The following is a 13,921-nucleotide window of genomic DNA, read 5'->3' as shown; positions in this document are numbered from 1 at the left end:
TTTCGGGAGTGCACCGTGAATTTTGTCGGTAATCGGGGGCTTCGGCCTTCCTTCGCTTTCCCCGGCGGCTCTGACCGCTTTAACGCAGACTTCTAGGGTTTTTCATGACGCGCTACATCTTCGTCACGGGCGGTGTTGTTTCTTCATTGGGGAAAGGCATTGCCTCGGCTTCATTGGCGGCCATCCTGGAGGCGAGGGGACTTAAGGTCACCATGCTCAAGCTGGACCCCTACATCAACGTGGACCCAGGGACCATGAGTCCTTTCCAGCACGGTGAAGTGTTCGTTACCCACGACGGCGCCGAAACCGACCTGGACCTTGGCCACTATGAGCGGTTCATCCGCACTACCATGACCCAGAACAACAACTTCACCACTGGCCGTGTGTACGAACACGTCCTGCGCAAAGAGCGCCGTGGTGATTATCTGGGCGCGACCATTCAGGTCATTCCGCACATCACCGACGAAATCAAGCGCCGTATCATCAAGGGCGCCGGTGATGCCGACGTCGCGCTGGTCGAGATCGGCGGCACCGTGGGTGACATCGAATCGCAACCTTTCCTGGAAGCCATCCGCCAGTTGCGCGTCGAGATCGGTGCCAAGCGCGCCATGTTGATGCACCTGACGCTGGTTCCCTACATCGCCACTGCCGGCGAAACCAAGACCAAGCCGACCCAGCACTCGGTCAAGGAACTGCGCTCCATCGGCCTGCAGCCTGACGTGCTGATTTGCCGCTCCGACCATCACGTCGATGTGTCCTCGCGTCGCAAGATCGCGCTGTTCACCAACGTTGAAGAGCGTGCGGTCATTTCCCTGGAAGACGCCGACACCATCTACAAGATCCCGGGCATGCTGCACGCCCAGGGCCTGGACGATTTCGTCGTCGAGCGTTTCGGCCTGCAATGCAACGGTGCCGACCTGTCCGAATGGGACAAGGTGGTCGATGCCAAGCTCAACCCGGAGCACGAAGTCACCATTGCGATGGTCGGCAAGTACATGGAACTGCTCGACGCCTACAAGTCGTTGATCGAAGCCATGAGCCACGCCGGTATCACCAACCGCACCAAGGTCAACCTGCGTTACATCGACTCCGAAGACATCGAGAACCAGGGCACCAGCCTGCTCGAAGGCGTGGACGCGATTCTGGTTCCTGGCGGTTTCGGTCTGCGTGGTGTCGAAGGCAAGATCACTGCCGTGCAGTTCGCTCGCGAGAACAAGGTTCCTTACCTGGGTATCTGCCTGGGCATGCAAGTGGCCGTCATCGAGTTCGCCCGTAACGTGCTGGGCTGGAAAGACGCCAACTCCACCGAGTTCGACCGCACCAGCGCTCACGCTGTCGTCGGTCTGATTACCGAATGGGAAGATGCTACCGGTGCTGTGGAAACCCGTACCGAAACTTCCGACCTGGGCGGCACCATGCGTCTGGGCGCGCAGGAATGCCAGCTTGAAGCCGGCTCCCTGGTTCACGATTGCTATGCCAAAGACGTCATCGTCGAGCGCCATCGCCATCGTTATGAAGTGAACAACAAGCTGCTGCCGCAATTGATCGAAGCCGGCCTGAGAATTTCCGGCCGCTCCGGTGACGGCGCGCTGGTCGAAGTGGTTGAAGCACCGGATCATCCATGGTTCGTGGCTTGCCAGTTCCACCCTGAGTTCACTTCGACGCCTCGCGACGGCCATCCGCTGTTCAGTGGCTTCGTCAAGGCCGCACTGGCTCAACATCAGAAGAACGCCTGACAGGGATATCAGAACATGGCTCAGAAAATCATCCGCGTAGGCTCCATCGAGATTGCCAACGACAAGCCAATGGTCTTGTTTGGCGGCATGAACGTGCTTGAGTCACGGGACATGGCCATGCAGGTCTGTGAGGAATATGTACGGGTTACCGAAAAGCTCGGTATCCCTTACGTGTTCAAGGCCAGCTTCGACAAGGCCAACCGCTCTTCGGTAACGTCCTACCGTGGGCCGGGCCTGGAAGCGGGCATGCGGATCTTCGAAGAGATCAAGAAGACCTTCAATGTTCCGCTGATCACTGACGTGCATGAGCCTGAGCAGGCGGCAGTGGTTGCCGAAGTCTGCGACATCATTCAGTTGCCGGCCTTCCTGTCGCGCCAGACCGATCTGGTCGTCGCGATGGCCAGGACCGGTGCCGTGATCAATATCAAGAAAGCCCAGTTCCTTGCGCCTCAGGAAATGAAACATATCCTGACCAAGTGCGAAGAGGCCGGTAACGATCAGTTGATCCTGTGCGAGCGTGGTTCCAGCTTCGGTTACAACAACCTGGTCGTGGACATGCTCGGTTTCGGCATCATGAAACAGTTCGACTACCCTGTGTTCTTCGACGTGACCCACTCCCTGCAGATGCCGGGTGGTCGCGCCGATTCAGCCGGTGGCCGTCGTGCCCAGGTTCTGGAGCTGGCCAAGGCCGGCATCAGCCAGAATCTGGCCGGGCTGTTCCTTGAAGCGCATCCCGATCCTGACAACGCCAAGTGCGATGGCCCCTGTGCCTTGCGCCTGGACAAGCTGGAGCCGTTTCTGGCTCAGCTCAAGGCTCTGGATGAACTGGTCAAAAGTTTTCCGACAGTCGAGACCGCTTGAGTCCGGATCTCCGGTAAAGTGCCGTTCCCCCGTCCATGTGTCGGGGGTTGTCTCATTCAGGCCTGCCTCGTTTCTTGCCTGACAGCGGTAATCGTTTTTTCCCAGCTGCGTCGTTTTCGTCAATCTTGGAGTGTTTACAACAATGGCAAAAATCGTCGACATCAAAGGTCGTGAAGTTCTCGACTCCCGTGGCAATCCCACCGTGGAAGCAGATGTGCTCCTCGATAACGGCATCATCGGCACCGCCTGTGCGCCGTCGGGTGCTTCAACCGGCTCGCGCGAGGCGCTTGAGCTGCGTGATGGCGACAAGAGCCGTTACCTGGGCAAGGGCGTTCTCAAGGCCGTAGCCAACATCAATGGTCCGATCCGCGAACTGCTGCTGGGCAAGGACCCGGTTGACCAGAAGGCACTGGATCAGGCGATGATCGCGCTGGACGGTACCGAGAACAAGGCAAGCCTGGGCGCCAACGCGATCCTCGCTGTTTCCCTGGCTGCCGCCAAGGCCGCTGCGCAGGATCAGGATCTGCCGCTCTACGCTCACATCGCCAACCTCAACGGCACACCGGGCGTCTACTCGATGCCGGTTCCGATGATGAACATCATCAACGGTGGCGAGCACGCCGATAACAACATCGACATCCAGGAGTTCATGGTTCAGCCGGTTGGCGCCAAGACCTTCTCCGACGCGCTGCGCATGGGCACCGAGATCTTCCACCACCTCAAGGCTGTTCTGAAGGCCCGTGGCCTGAACACTGCAGTCGGCGACGAGGGTGGTTTCGCACCTAACCTGGCTTCCAACGAAGACGCCCTGGGCGCCATCTCCGAAGCTGTGGCCAATGCCGGTTACAAACTGGGCACCGACGTGACCCTGGCGCTGGACTGTGCAGCGAGCGAATTCTACGAAGACGGCAAATACAACCTGTCGGGCGAAGGTCACTCCTTCGACGCAGCCGGTTTCGCGGATTACCTGGCTGGCCTGGCCAACCGTTACCCGATCATCTCCATCGAAGACGGTCTGGACGAGTCCGACTGGGCTGGCTGGAAAATCCTGACCGACAAGATCGGCGACAAGGTTCAACTGGTCGGTGACGACCTGTTCGTGACCAACACCAAGATCCTGAAAGAAGGCATCGACAAGAAGATCGCCAACTCGATCCTGATCAAGTTCAACCAGATCGGCACCCTGACCGAAACCCTGGAAGCCATCCAGATGGCCAAGGCTGCCGGTTACACTGCCGTGATCTCGCACCGTTCCGGCGAAACCGAAGATTCGACCATTGCCGATCTGGCCGTCGGTACTTCGGCTGGTCAGATCAAGACCGGCTCGCTGTGCCGCTCCGACCGCGTTTCCAAGTACAACCAGTTGCTGCGTATCGAAGAGCAACTGGGCAGCAAGGCCGTTTACCGTGGTCGTGCAGAGTTTCGCGGCTGAGTCGCAGATGGTAAAAGACAGCGGGTGCTGTAGAAAAAGCCGGCCATGCCGACATATTTGCAGCCCTGATGCGGACGCTCCGCTGTAATCAGGAGTGATTGAGCCTGGCTTATGTCAGGCTCAATGCCCTCAGTCGATTGTTCATATTGTTGGCTCTGCAGTCTTTTTTACTGGGTACCTGATATTTCATGCGCAGTCCTAACTGGTTGTTCCTCATCCTGATCCTGCTGCTAGGTGGTCTTCAGTATCGCCTGTGGGTGGGTAATGGAAGTCTGGCGCAAGTGGCCAGCCTGACCGAGCAAATTGCAGAGCAGCATGCCGAAAACGAAGTTCTGCTTGAGCGAAACCGCGTTCTGGATGCTGAGGTCATGGAACTGAAAAAGGGCCTTGAAACCGTTGAAGAACGTGCCCGCCATGAGCTTGGCATGGTCAAGGATGGCGAAACCCTCTATCAGTTGGCGCAATGACGTTGGTGCAATGAAAGATTCTCTTCCTGCCTTCTGGGCAGTGATTCCTGCGGCGGGCGTTGGTGCTCGCATGGCAGCAGACCGTCCCAAGCAATACCTGCAACTGGGCGGCCTCACTATTCTTGAACACAGCCTGCTTTGTTTCCTCGATCACCCACGCCTCAAGGGCATGGTGATCAGCCTGGCTGTGGACGATCCATACTGGCCAACCTTGCCGTGTGCGCTGGATTCCCGTATCCAGCGGGTGGATGGCGGCAAGGAACGGTCGGACTCGGTACTCAATGCCTTGTTGCACCTGCATGCCCAGGGAGCCAGCGATGACGACTGGGTACTGGTCCACGATGCAGCGCGCCCGAACCTTGCGCGCAGCGATCTGGACAACCTGCTGGGCGAACTGGCGGACGATCCGGTGGGTGGCCTGCTGGCGGTGCCGGCTCGCGATACCCTCAAGCGTGCGGATGAGCATGGTCGTGTCGCGCAAACCGTTGATCGTAGCCTGATCTGGCAGGCCTACACGCCACAGATGTTTCGGCTGGGTGCCTTGCATCGGGCGCTGGCCGACAGCAAGGTGTCGAATGTCAGCATTACCGATGAAGCTTCGGCCATCGAGTGGGCAGGACAGTCGCCGCGTCTGATCGAAGGGCGGTCCGATAACATCAAGGTTACGCGCCCCGAAGACCTTGAATGGTTGCGTCAGCGCAGGCCCATGGGCAATTAGGCGTTGTATTCCTCACGCATCGCCAACCCTTCCTTCAAATAATCGACCAGCTTGCGCACCTTGGGTGACAGGTGGCGCTGCTGCGGGTAAAGCGCCCAGACGGCGGTGTTGGGTGGTTGATGCGCTTCCAGCAGGGAAATCAGGCTGCCGCTTTTAAGATGTTCCTGCACGTAGTAATCCGGAAGCTGGCACAGGCCGACGCCATGCAGCGCTGCATTCAGCACGGCCTGCCCGCTATTGCAGCGCCAGTTTCCCTGAATGCGTTGCGAAAACTCTCTCCCGTTCTGCTGTAGCAGCCAGGTGTCACTGCTGCCAATCAGGCAATTGTGGCGGCTCAATTCCGACAGGCTATGAGGCCGACCGTAACGTTCCAGATAAGACGGCGACGCGCACAGGTACATGCGCCGTGGCGCAAGCCGCACGGCGACAAGTCGCGAGTCCTGTAGTCGGCCCAGGCGAATGGCCAGATCCATCCCTTCGTGAACCAGGTCCAGGGTGTCATTGCTCAGCTCGATATCGACACGCAGTTGCGGATACAGGTCCATGAAGCGTGTGACCAGCGGTGTGATGAAGCGCTCGCCGTAGGCCACGGCGCAGGTCATGCGTAACAGGCCTTTCGGCTCGCTGGTCAGATCGCCCACGGCGCGCAGTGCTTCTTCACGCCCATCCTGCAGGCGCTGGCAATGATGCAGAAATGTCTGACCGGCCTCGGTCAAGGCTACACGTCTTGTGCTGCGGTACAGCAAACGGGTTTGCAGGCGTTCTTCAAGACGCACGATCTGGCGACTGATGTGCGAGGAGGAGACGCCAAGGCGTTGGGCTGCCGCAGTGAACTGCCCGCATTCCGCTACCGCGACAAATTCATCCAGACCTTCCCAGCGATTCGTGTACATCGATTATCCCTGTGCAGCAATAATGTTTTGCTTTTGTCTGGATTATTAACTGAACGGCACTGTACTACACTCCAGACCTTGTTTTTATCTCGCTGGAGAAGATCGATGATCAAGTCGCGTGCTGCTGTTGCCTTTGAAGCCAAGAAGCCATTGGAAATCGTTGAAGTCGATGTCGCCATGCCCAAGGCGGGAGAAGTGCTGCTGCGTGTCGTGGCTTCCGGCGTTTGCCACACCGATGCCTACACGCTCTCCGGTGCTGACCCGGAAGGCATCTTCCCGGCGATTCTGGGCCATGAAGGCGGCGCCATTGTCGAAGCCATCGGTGAAGGTGTGACGTCGGTTGCCGTGGGTGATCATGTGATCCCGCTGTACACCCCGGAATGCCGCCAGTGCAAATTCTGTCTGTCGGGTAAAACCAACCTCTGCCAGTCGATCCGTGCGACTCAAGGCAAAGGCCTGATGCCGGATGGTACTGCACGCTTTTCCTACAAAGGTCAGCCGATTTTCCACTACATGGGCACATCGACCTTTTCCGAATACACAGTCCTGCCGGAAATCTCGGTAGCCAAAATCCAGAAAGAAGCACCGCTGGAAAAAGTCTGCCTGCTGGGTTGCGGCGTCACCACCGGGATCGGTGCGGTACTCAATACCGCGAAGGTAAAACCGGGTGACACCGTAGCGATCTTCGGCCTGGGCGGCATTGGCCTTTCGGCGGTTATCGGTGCGGTCAAGGCCAAGGCTGCGCGCATCATTGCCATCGACATCAACCCGGCCAAGTTCGAAATCGCCAAACAGCTGGGTGCAACCGATTGCGTCAATCCGAAAGACTTCGATCGTCCGATCCAGGAAGTGATCGTCGACATGACCGATGGCGGTGTGGACTTCTCCTTCGAGTGCATCGGCAATGTGCAACTGATGCGTGCAGCCCTGGAATGCTGCCACAAGGGCTGGGGGGAGTCGGTCATCATCGGCGTGGCCGGTGCCGGCCAGGAAATCTCCACCCGTCCATTCCAGCTGGTGACCGGCCGCGTCTGGCGCGGTTCGGCATTTGGTGGCGTACGTGGTCGTACCGAGTTGCCAAGCTACGTCGACATGTCGCAAACCGGCGAAATCCCGCTGGACACCTTCATCACCCACACCATGGGCCTTGAAGACATCAACAAGGCATTCGACCTGATGCACGAAGGCAAAAGCATTCGTTCTGTCATTCATTTTTGAGGGGCAGCTGCAAGCTGAAAGCTAAAAGCTGCAAGTGAGCGTACGGCCTCTTCTTGCAGCTTAAAGCTTGAAACTTGAAGCTCAGGAGCGTGCGACTATGACTCTGGAAAATATTTCCTGCCAGAAAAGCTTCGGCGGCTGGCTCAAGCGTTACAAGCATCATTCTGCGGTGCTGGGTTGCGACATGGTGTTTGCGGTTTACCTGCCGCCACAGGCGGAGCAGGGCGGCAAGTTGCCTGTGCTGTACTGGTTGTCCGGCCTGACCTGCAACGACGAAAACTTCATGCAGAAAGCGGCGGCCCAAAGGGTTGCCGCCGAACTGGGGTTGATCCTGGTTGCACCTGATACCAGCCCGCGTGGCGCGGATGTACCCGATGATCCCGATGGCGCCTGGGACTTTGGGCTGGGGGCCGGGTTTTACCTGAATGCCACCGCGCAACCCTGGGCTAAGCACTATCGGATGCACGACTATGTGGTCGATGAGCTGCCGGCTCTGGTCGAGGAGCATTTTCCTGCTTCTCAGGCCCGTGGGATCAGCGGCCATTCCATGGGCGGTCACGGGGCTCTGGTCTGTGCCTTGCGCAATCCGGGGCGCTACCGGTCGGTTTCGGCGTTTTCGCCGATCAGCAATCCGATCGATTGCCCTTGGGGGCAGAAGGCCTTTTCCCACTATCTGGGAGAGGACCGTTCACGCTGGCGTGAGTGGGATGCCACGGTGCTGATTGCCGAGGCGACTGAAAAACTGCCGATCCTGGTGGATCAGGGCGACCGGGATGATTTCCTGGTCAATCAACTCAAGCCCGAAGCCCTGGTTCAGGCCGCCAGGACTGCGCAGCATCCGCTGACCTTGAGGATGCAGCCTGGCTATGATCACAGCTACTTTTTCATTGCCAGTTTCATTGAAGATCACTTGCGCCACCATGCAGCGGCCCTGAGCGAATGACTGTCCGCTTTTCGGACATTTCTGACAGGCCCTAACTTGCGCCAAAGCAGGTAGAATCACGCCCTGACTTTTTTCAGGGCGTTTTTCTATGCGTATTGGCCATGGCTATGATGTGCACCGTTTCGCTGAGGGCGATTTCATTACCTTGGGCGGCGTGCGGATTGCACACGGTTTCGGCCTCCTGGCTCACTCCGATGGCGACGTTCTGCTGCATGCGCTGAGCGACGCCTTGCTGGGAGCTGCTGCACTGGGCGATATCGGCAAGCACTTTCCAGACACTGATCCGCAATTCAAGGGTGCGGACAGCCGTGTACTGCTGCGCCATGTGCTCAAGCAGGTTCAAGGCAAAGGCTGGAAGGTCGGCAATGTCGACGCCACCATTGTGGCCCAGGCGCCCAAGATGGCTCCGCACATCGATGCCATGCGGGCTCTGATTGCCGCAGATCTTCAGGTTGAGCTGGATCAGGTGAACGTAAAAGCCACGACTACTGAAAAACTCGGCTTTGTCGGCCGTGAAGAAGGCATCGCGGTGCATGCCGTCGCGCTGTTGCTGCGCGCATGACTGAACTGGAGCTTCTGGGCCAGCGGGCCTATGGTGAGGCGCTGGGCAGCGCTGTTCTCAAGGCAACGGCTGAAGACTTCCAGGTCGATGAAGTGCTCGATATTCCGCTGTCCGGGGATGGCGAGCATCTGTGGCTGTGGGTCGAGAAACGCGGTCTCAACACCGAGGAAGCGGCCCGTCGTCTGGCTCGTGCCGCTGGCGTGCCGTTGCGCACCGTCAGCTATGCCGGCCTGAAGGATCGTCAGGCCCTCACGCGGCAGTGGTTCAGCCTGCAATTGCCGGGCAAGGCCGATCCCGATCTTTCGGCGGCGCAGGACGATACGCTGCAAATCCTCAAGAGCAGCCGCCACAAGCGCAAGTTGCAGCGCGGCGCCCATGCGGCCAATGGCTTCACCTTGCGTCTGACCCAATTGAATGCCGATCATGACGCGCTGAATCAGCGTCTGGAGTCCATCGCCCGCAAGGGAGTCCCCAATTATTTCGGTGCCCAGCGCTTTGGCTACCAAGGTGGCAATCTGGGTGAGGCTCGCGCTTACGCCGAGCGCAAGGCCTTGCCGGAGCAGCGCAATGTCCGTTCGCGGCTGTTATCGACGGCCCGCAGCTATCTGTTCAACCGCGTGCTGGCTGCACGTGTAGCCGATGGCAGTTGGGAGCGTGCTCAGCCAGGCGATCTGCTGGCCTTTACCGATAGCCGCAGTTTTTTCCCGGCCGGTGTTGCCGAATGCAGTGATCCCAGGCTCGATATTCTGGACCTGCATCCGACCGGTCCGCAGTGGGGTGAAGGGGCTTCTCCGGCGTCCGGCGCGACCGCTGAACTGGAAAACCGCATTGCCGCCGAGCAGTCGGTGCTGTGCGAATGGCTGATAAAGGCCGCAATGGAGCACGAACGTCGCATACTGCGGCTGCCCATTGGCCGTTTGACGTGGCATTATCCCGAGCCTGACATTTTGCAACTGGAATTCGTCCTTCCGCCCGGATGCTTTGCCACTGTATTGGTGCGCGAACTCGTTGATCTGGTGCCGGTTGGGCAGACGGACAGCCCATGCGTATTCTGATTTCAAACGATGATGGGGTAACTGCACCCGGTCTCGCGGCGCTGTATGCGGCGCTGGCGGATTATGCCGACTGTGCGGTTATCGCTCCCGATCAAGATAAAAGCGGCGCCAGCAGCTCGTTGACGCTCGACCGGCCGTTGCACCCGCATACGCTGCCCAATGGCTTCATCGGCCTCAATGGCACGCCGACCGACTGCGTGCATCTGGGGCTCAATGGCCTTCTGGAGTACGAGCCGGACATGGTGGTCTCGGGCATCAACCTGGGCGCCAATCTCGGGGACGATGTGCTGTATTCCGGCACGGTTGCTGCCGCGCTCGAAGGGCGGTTTCTACAGCGGCCTTCGTTTGCCTTTTCGTTTCTGTCGCGTCAGCCGGACAACCTCGCGACCGCGGCGCATTATGCGCGCCTGCTGGTTGAGGCCCACGAGCAACTGGACCTGCCGCCGCGCACAGTGCTGAACGTCAATATCCCGAATCTGCCGCTTGATCATATTCGCGGGATTCAACTGACCCGCCTGGGCCATCGCGCCCGCGCCGCTGCGCCGGTGAAAATCGTCGATCCCCGTGGTCGCGCCGGTTACTGGATCGCTGCTGCTGGCGATGCGGAGGACGGTGGTGCCGGTACGGATTTTCATGCGGTCATGCAGGGTTATGTATCGATTACCCCGTTGCAACTGGATCGAACTTATCAGGACGGTTTCAGTAGCCTGAACACCTGGCTGGAGGGGCTGATCTGATGTCACGCGAGCAAGATGATCTGTTACGTCGCGGCATCGGCATGACCTCGCAGCGTACTCGCGAGCGGCTGATACAGCGCCTGTACGAAGAAGGCCTGTCCAATACCCGTGTGCTGGACGTCATTCGCAAGACGCCCCGGCATCTGTTCGTCGATGAAGCCCTCGCGCACCGTGCCTACGAAGACACGGCTCTGCCGATCGGCCATAACCAGACCATTTCCCAGCCTTATATGGTCGCTCGCATGAGTGAACTGCTGCTGGCGGCTGGTCCGCTGGACAAGGTGCTGGAGATCGGCACCGGGTCGGGCTATCAGACGGCTGTGCTGGCCCAGCTTGTGGAGCGCGTATTCTCGGTAGAGCGCATCAAGGTGCTGCAGGACCGTGCCAAGGAGCGTCTGGTCGAGTTGAACCTGCGCAACGTGGTCTTTCGCTGGGGTGATGGCTGGGAAGGCTGGCCTGCGCTGGCGCCTTACAACGGGATCATCGTGACAGCCGTGGCCACTGATGTACCGCAAGCCTTGCTCGATCAACTGGCTCCGGGCGGAAGGCTGGTCATCCCGGTTGGTTCCGGAGAAGTACAGCAACTGATGTTGATCGTTCGTGAGGAAAATGGATTTTCCCGGCATGTGCTGGGTGCCGTGCGATTTGTGCCATTGCTCAACGGGCCTCTGGCCTGACATGTAAATGGAGCTTCAAGTGAATTCTGACCGCACTCATCGGTCTACTCACCCTGCTGATCAGGGCGATATGTGGCAGCATGGCATCATTTCGCATACATGATTCATGCATGATGAGGGCTTTGCACAGTTAATCACTGGCTGCCCGCCGTTCTTGCGGCACAATAGGCATCTTTCGAATTCAGTCACCAGTAAAGGGAGTGGCGGGTGAGTCACACAGTCATTCGGCAGCTAAAGTTTTCAGCAAGTTATCAGCGTCTGGTGATTGGCATTGCACTCAGTGTCCTCTTGGTCGGCTGCGCCAGTTCTCCTTCGGGCGGTGTTCGTGTCGTTGATCGCAACGGTAACGTAACGTCACAACGTCCTGCGGTCACGACCGGGCAATATGTCGTGCGACGTGGCGATACCCTGTTTTCCATTGCATTTCGTTACGGCTGGGACTGGAAAGCACTGGCTTCGCGCAACCAGATCCCAGAGCCCTACACGATTAAACCCGGTCAGACGATTCGCTTTGACGGGCGTTCAAATTCAACATCCGATAACGTGGCCTCCGCTCCAGTCGTAGTACAACCGGCCCCGGCTACCGCCACTACATCCACCCGTACAAGCGCCTCCGGCTCGGTCAAGACCACTGTCATTTCCAGGCCGGTCGCAGTTACACCTGTGGTAATACCTCCCGCTGGCGATACTTCTGCGGGCGCTGCCGGGAAGTCCCCTACAGGCTGGGCATGGCCTGCAAGTGGCACTTTGATAGGAAAATTTTCCTCAAACGGCAGTTTGAATAAAGGAATTGATATCGCAGGTGATTTGGGACAGCCTGTTTTGGCAGCGTCTGATGGATCAGTTGTATACGCCGGAAGTGGATTGCGGGGCTACGGCGAATTGATAATCATCAAACACAGCGATACCTACGTCAGCGCCTACGGTCACAACCGCAGGCTCTTGGTTCGGGAGGGGCAACAAGTCAAGGCGGGGCAGACAATTGCCGAGATGGGGTCAACAGGAACTGACAGGGTGAAGCTGCATTTTGAGATTCGCCGACAAGGAAAGCCTGTAGATCCGCTGCAGTTTTTGCCACGTCGCTGATAGTTGTCAGCCTGTTCCTGACGCAGAGGGAATGGGCTCAAACGTTGCCATGGATATAGGCGACGCTGAGCTTGAGGTCGAACTCACCAAAGGACTATAACAATGGCTCTTAGCAGCGAAGCGCCGGAGTTTGACATCGATGATGAAGTGCTCCTCATGGAAACCGGCATTGTCCTGGAGGACAACTCGAACGAGAGGCAGCCGTCTACTGCCGCCTCGGATCGAACCAAGGCCAAGCACAACTCATCGCTCAAACAACATAAATATATTGATTACACTCGGGCGCTCGATGCCACCCAGTTGTATCTCAATGAAATAGGGTTTTCTCCCCTGTTGTCCCCGGAAGAGGAGGTCCACTTTGCGAGATTGTCGCAACGTGGGGATCCGGCTGGACGCAAGCGCATGATTGAAAGCAATCTGCGGCTGGTGGTTAAAATCGCCAGGCGCTATGTCAATCGTGGGTTGTCATTGCTTGATTTGATCGAAGAAGGCAACCTGGGCTTGATCCGGGCTGTCGAAAAATTCGATCCGGAACGCGGTTTCCGTTTCTCGACCTACGCGACATGGTGGATTCGTCAGACCATCGAGCGTGCCATCATGAATCAGACCCGGACCATCCGGTTGCCGATTCATGTCGTCAAGGAGCTGAATGTCTATCTGCGTGCCGCTCGTGAGTTGACGCAGAAGCTCGATCACGAACCTTCTCCTGAAGAGATTGCAAATCTGCTGGAAAAACCCGTCTGCGAGGTCAAGCGCATGCTTGGGCTCAACGAGCGTGTTTCTTCGGTTGATGTCTCTCTGGGGCCTGATTCGGACAAGACGCTGCTCGATACCCTGACGGATGATCGTCCTACAGACCCTTGCGAGCTTCTGCAGGATGATGATCTTTCCCAGAGTATCGACCAATGGCTGTCCGAGCTGACCGACAAGCAGCGTGAAGTGGTGATACGCCGCTTCGGTTTACGCGGGCATGAAAGCAGTACGCTTGAGGACGTAGGGCTTGAAATTGGCCTTACCCGTGAGCGTGTTCGCCAGATTCAGGTCGAAGGTCTGAAACGTCTCCGTGAAATCCTCGAAAAGAATGGTCTTTCGAGCGAGTCCCTCTTCCAATAAGCATCCCCCCTGCGTGCGAAAGGCCGATGTAAACATCAAATGTTTACATCGGCCTTTTACATGATCACCATCTTATAAAGTCGGCTGCGCATGTCTGAAATTCCTGACAGACTTTTTTGGCGGTGATATGTGCGCGATACGTAAGCCTTTGCTTACCCGTTTCGTAAGCTATCAGGGGCTTATTGGGCGGGATAAAAGATTTTTCTGCACTGCAATTTTTTAACTGAATGAATTGAAAGGCATTTTATTTTTTAAACAGCAAGGTAAGAAATTTTCTGGCGTATTTTCAGGTGTTGCCCACGGCCTGAAAATCACTAATATCGGAACTGTGCCAACGGACAGGCACAGGCAGTCAAGGAGGACCGTCAAGGACATCGCAAGAAGCGATTCATCAGGATGATGAAAAGGATTACAGGGACTAGG

At 57.7% G+C, this 13,921-nt stretch carries 14 protein-coding genes; 13 read left to right on the top strand and 1 reads right to left on the bottom strand.

Annotated features, from left to right (window positions below; translation table 11 throughout):
• Positions 1-104 precede the first annotated feature (104 nt).
• The 5 genes from JL015_RS06670 to ispD all read left to right on the top strand — a co-directional run bounded on the left by JL015_RS06670 (position 105) and on the right by ispD (position 5,214).
• Positions 105-1,736: a CTP synthase gene (locus JL015_RS06670; RefSeq protein ID WP_201017882.1), complete on the top strand. Its 1,632-nt coding sequence runs from the start codon at positions 105-107 to the stop codon at positions 1,734-1,736.
• A gap of 15 nt (positions 1,737-1,751) precedes the next feature.
• A complete protein-coding gene (gene kdsA, locus JL015_RS06665) occupies positions 1,752-2,597 on the top strand; it encodes a 3-deoxy-8-phosphooctulonate synthase (protein ID WP_201003555.1) in 846 nt (281 codons plus the stop codon).
• A gap of 142 nt (positions 2,598-2,739) precedes the next feature.
• Positions 2,740-4,029, top strand: coding sequence for a phosphopyruvate hydratase (gene eno, locus JL015_RS06660; protein WP_201003553.1), 1,290 nt, complete (start codon positions 2,740-2,742; stop codon positions 4,027-4,029).
• Positions 4,030-4,217: 188 nt separating this feature from the next.
• The gene (ftsB, locus tag JL015_RS06655; RefSeq protein WP_025258964.1) at positions 4,218-4,496 is read left to right on the top strand and encodes a cell division protein FtsB; all 279 of its coding nucleotides are present in this window, start codon (positions 4,218-4,220) and stop codon (positions 4,494-4,496) included.
• Positions 4,497-4,506: 10 nt separating this feature from the next.
• Positions 4,507-5,214, top strand: a complete 708-nt coding sequence (gene ispD / locus JL015_RS06650) for a 2-C-methyl-D-erythritol 4-phosphate cytidylyltransferase (protein WP_201017881.1) — start codon at positions 4,507-4,509, stop codon at positions 5,212-5,214.
• Here the strand turns inward: ispD and JL015_RS06645 are convergent.
• The gene (locus JL015_RS06645; protein ID WP_201003549.1) at positions 5,211-6,107 is read right to left on the bottom strand and encodes a LysR substrate-binding domain-containing protein; all 897 of its coding nucleotides are present in this window, start codon (positions 6,105-6,107) and stop codon (positions 5,211-5,213) included. The genes ispD and JL015_RS06645 overlap by 4 nt on opposite strands.
• A gap of 105 nt (positions 6,108-6,212) precedes the next feature.
• On the opposite strand from JL015_RS06645, the gene JL015_RS06640 reads away from it, so the two are divergent.
• The 8 genes from JL015_RS06640 to rpoS all read left to right on the top strand — a co-directional run bounded on the left by JL015_RS06640 (position 6,213) and on the right by rpoS (position 13,498).
• Positions 6,213-7,325, top strand: a complete 1,113-nt coding sequence (locus JL015_RS06640) for an S-(hydroxymethyl)glutathione dehydrogenase/class III alcohol dehydrogenase (RefSeq protein WP_201017880.1) — start codon at positions 6,213-6,215, stop codon at positions 7,323-7,325.
• 97 nt (positions 7,326-7,422) lie between these two features.
• Positions 7,423-8,268 (top strand): S-formylglutathione hydrolase, encoded by an 846-nt coding sequence (fghA, locus tag JL015_RS06635; RefSeq protein WP_201017879.1) that lies wholly within the window; start codon positions 7,423-7,425, stop codon positions 8,266-8,268.
• An 88-nt stretch (positions 8,269-8,356) separates the two neighbouring features.
• Positions 8,357-8,830 (top strand): 2-C-methyl-D-erythritol 2,4-cyclodiphosphate synthase, encoded by a 474-nt coding sequence (gene ispF / locus JL015_RS06630; RefSeq protein ID WP_025258969.1) that lies wholly within the window; start codon positions 8,357-8,359, stop codon positions 8,828-8,830.
• Positions 8,827-9,885 carry a tRNA pseudouridine(13) synthase TruD gene (gene truD, locus JL015_RS06625; protein ID WP_201017878.1) on the top strand — a complete coding sequence of 353 codons (1,059 nt, stop codon included), beginning with the start codon at positions 8,827-8,829 and terminating at the stop codon, positions 9,883-9,885. Before ispF ends, truD begins: the two co-directional genes overlap by 4 nt.
• Complete coding sequence (gene surE, locus JL015_RS06620; RefSeq protein ID WP_201017877.1) at positions 9,873-10,622, top strand: 5'/3'-nucleotidase SurE; 750 nt, start codon at positions 9,873-9,875, stop codon at positions 10,620-10,622. Before truD ends, surE begins: the two co-directional genes overlap by 13 nt.
• A gap of 41 nt (positions 10,623-10,663) precedes the next feature.
• Entirely contained in the window at positions 10,664-11,299 is a 636-nt protein-coding gene (locus JL015_RS06615; RefSeq protein WP_176767549.1) for a protein-L-isoaspartate(D-aspartate) O-methyltransferase, read from the top strand.
• Positions 11,300-11,506: 207 nt separating this feature from the next.
• Entirely contained in the window at positions 11,507-12,385 is an 879-nt protein-coding gene (locus JL015_RS06610) for a peptidoglycan DD-metalloendopeptidase family protein (protein WP_201017876.1), read from the top strand.
• Between the two features lie 102 nt (positions 12,386-12,487).
• The gene (gene rpoS / locus JL015_RS06605; protein ID WP_201003535.1) at positions 12,488-13,498 is read left to right on the top strand and encodes an RNA polymerase sigma factor RpoS; all 1,011 of its coding nucleotides are present in this window, start codon (positions 12,488-12,490) and stop codon (positions 13,496-13,498) included.
• Positions 13,499-13,921: the final 423 nt, after the last annotated feature.

Source organism: Pseudomonas cichorii (assembly GCF_015471405.1).
Taxonomy (GTDB): domain Bacteria; phylum Pseudomonadota; class Gammaproteobacteria; order Pseudomonadales; family Pseudomonadaceae; genus Aquipseudomonas; species Aquipseudomonas serbiensis.
Note: the sequence above shows the minus strand (reverse complement) of the source record. Positions and strands in the feature narration are given on the sequence as shown.

What these genes read in the sequence shown, in the direction of transcription:
- ftsB (WP_025258964.1), top strand. Translation starts at nt 4,218, where the DNA reads ATGCGCAGTCCTAACTGGTTGTTCCTCATCCTGATCCTGCTGCTAGGT.
- surE (WP_201017877.1), top strand. Translation starts at nt 9,873, where the DNA reads ATGCGTATTCTGATTTCAAACGATGATGGGGTAACTGCACCCGGTCTC.
- ispD (WP_201017881.1), top strand. Translation starts at nt 4,507, where the DNA reads ATGAAAGATTCTCTTCCTGCCTTCTGGGCAGTGATTCCTGCGGCGGGC.
- JL015_RS06615 (WP_176767549.1), top strand. Translation starts at nt 10,664, where the DNA reads ATGACCTCGCAGCGTACTCGCGAGCGGCTGATACAGCGCCTGTACGAA.
- JL015_RS06645 (WP_201003549.1), bottom strand. Translation starts at nt 6,107, where the DNA reads ATGTACACGAATCGCTGGGAAGGTCTGGATGAATTTGTCGCGGTAGCG.
- rpoS (WP_201003535.1), top strand. Translation starts at nt 12,488, where the DNA reads ATGGCTCTTAGCAGCGAAGCGCCGGAGTTTGACATCGATGATGAAGTG.
- eno (WP_201003553.1), top strand. Translation starts at nt 2,740, where the DNA reads ATGGCAAAAATCGTCGACATCAAAGGTCGTGAAGTTCTCGACTCCCGT.
- JL015_RS06640 (WP_201017880.1), top strand. Translation starts at nt 6,213, where the DNA reads ATGATCAAGTCGCGTGCTGCTGTTGCCTTTGAAGCCAAGAAGCCATTG.
- JL015_RS06670 (WP_201017882.1), top strand. Translation starts at nt 105, where the DNA reads ATGACGCGCTACATCTTCGTCACGGGCGGTGTTGTTTCTTCATTGGGG.
- kdsA (WP_201003555.1), top strand. Translation starts at nt 1,752, where the DNA reads ATGGCTCAGAAAATCATCCGCGTAGGCTCCATCGAGATTGCCAACGAC.
- truD (WP_201017878.1), top strand. Translation starts at nt 8,827, where the DNA reads ATGACTGAACTGGAGCTTCTGGGCCAGCGGGCCTATGGTGAGGCGCTG.
- fghA (WP_201017879.1), top strand. Translation starts at nt 7,423, where the DNA reads ATGACTCTGGAAAATATTTCCTGCCAGAAAAGCTTCGGCGGCTGGCTC.
- ispF (WP_025258969.1), top strand. Translation starts at nt 8,357, where the DNA reads ATGCGTATTGGCCATGGCTATGATGTGCACCGTTTCGCTGAGGGCGAT.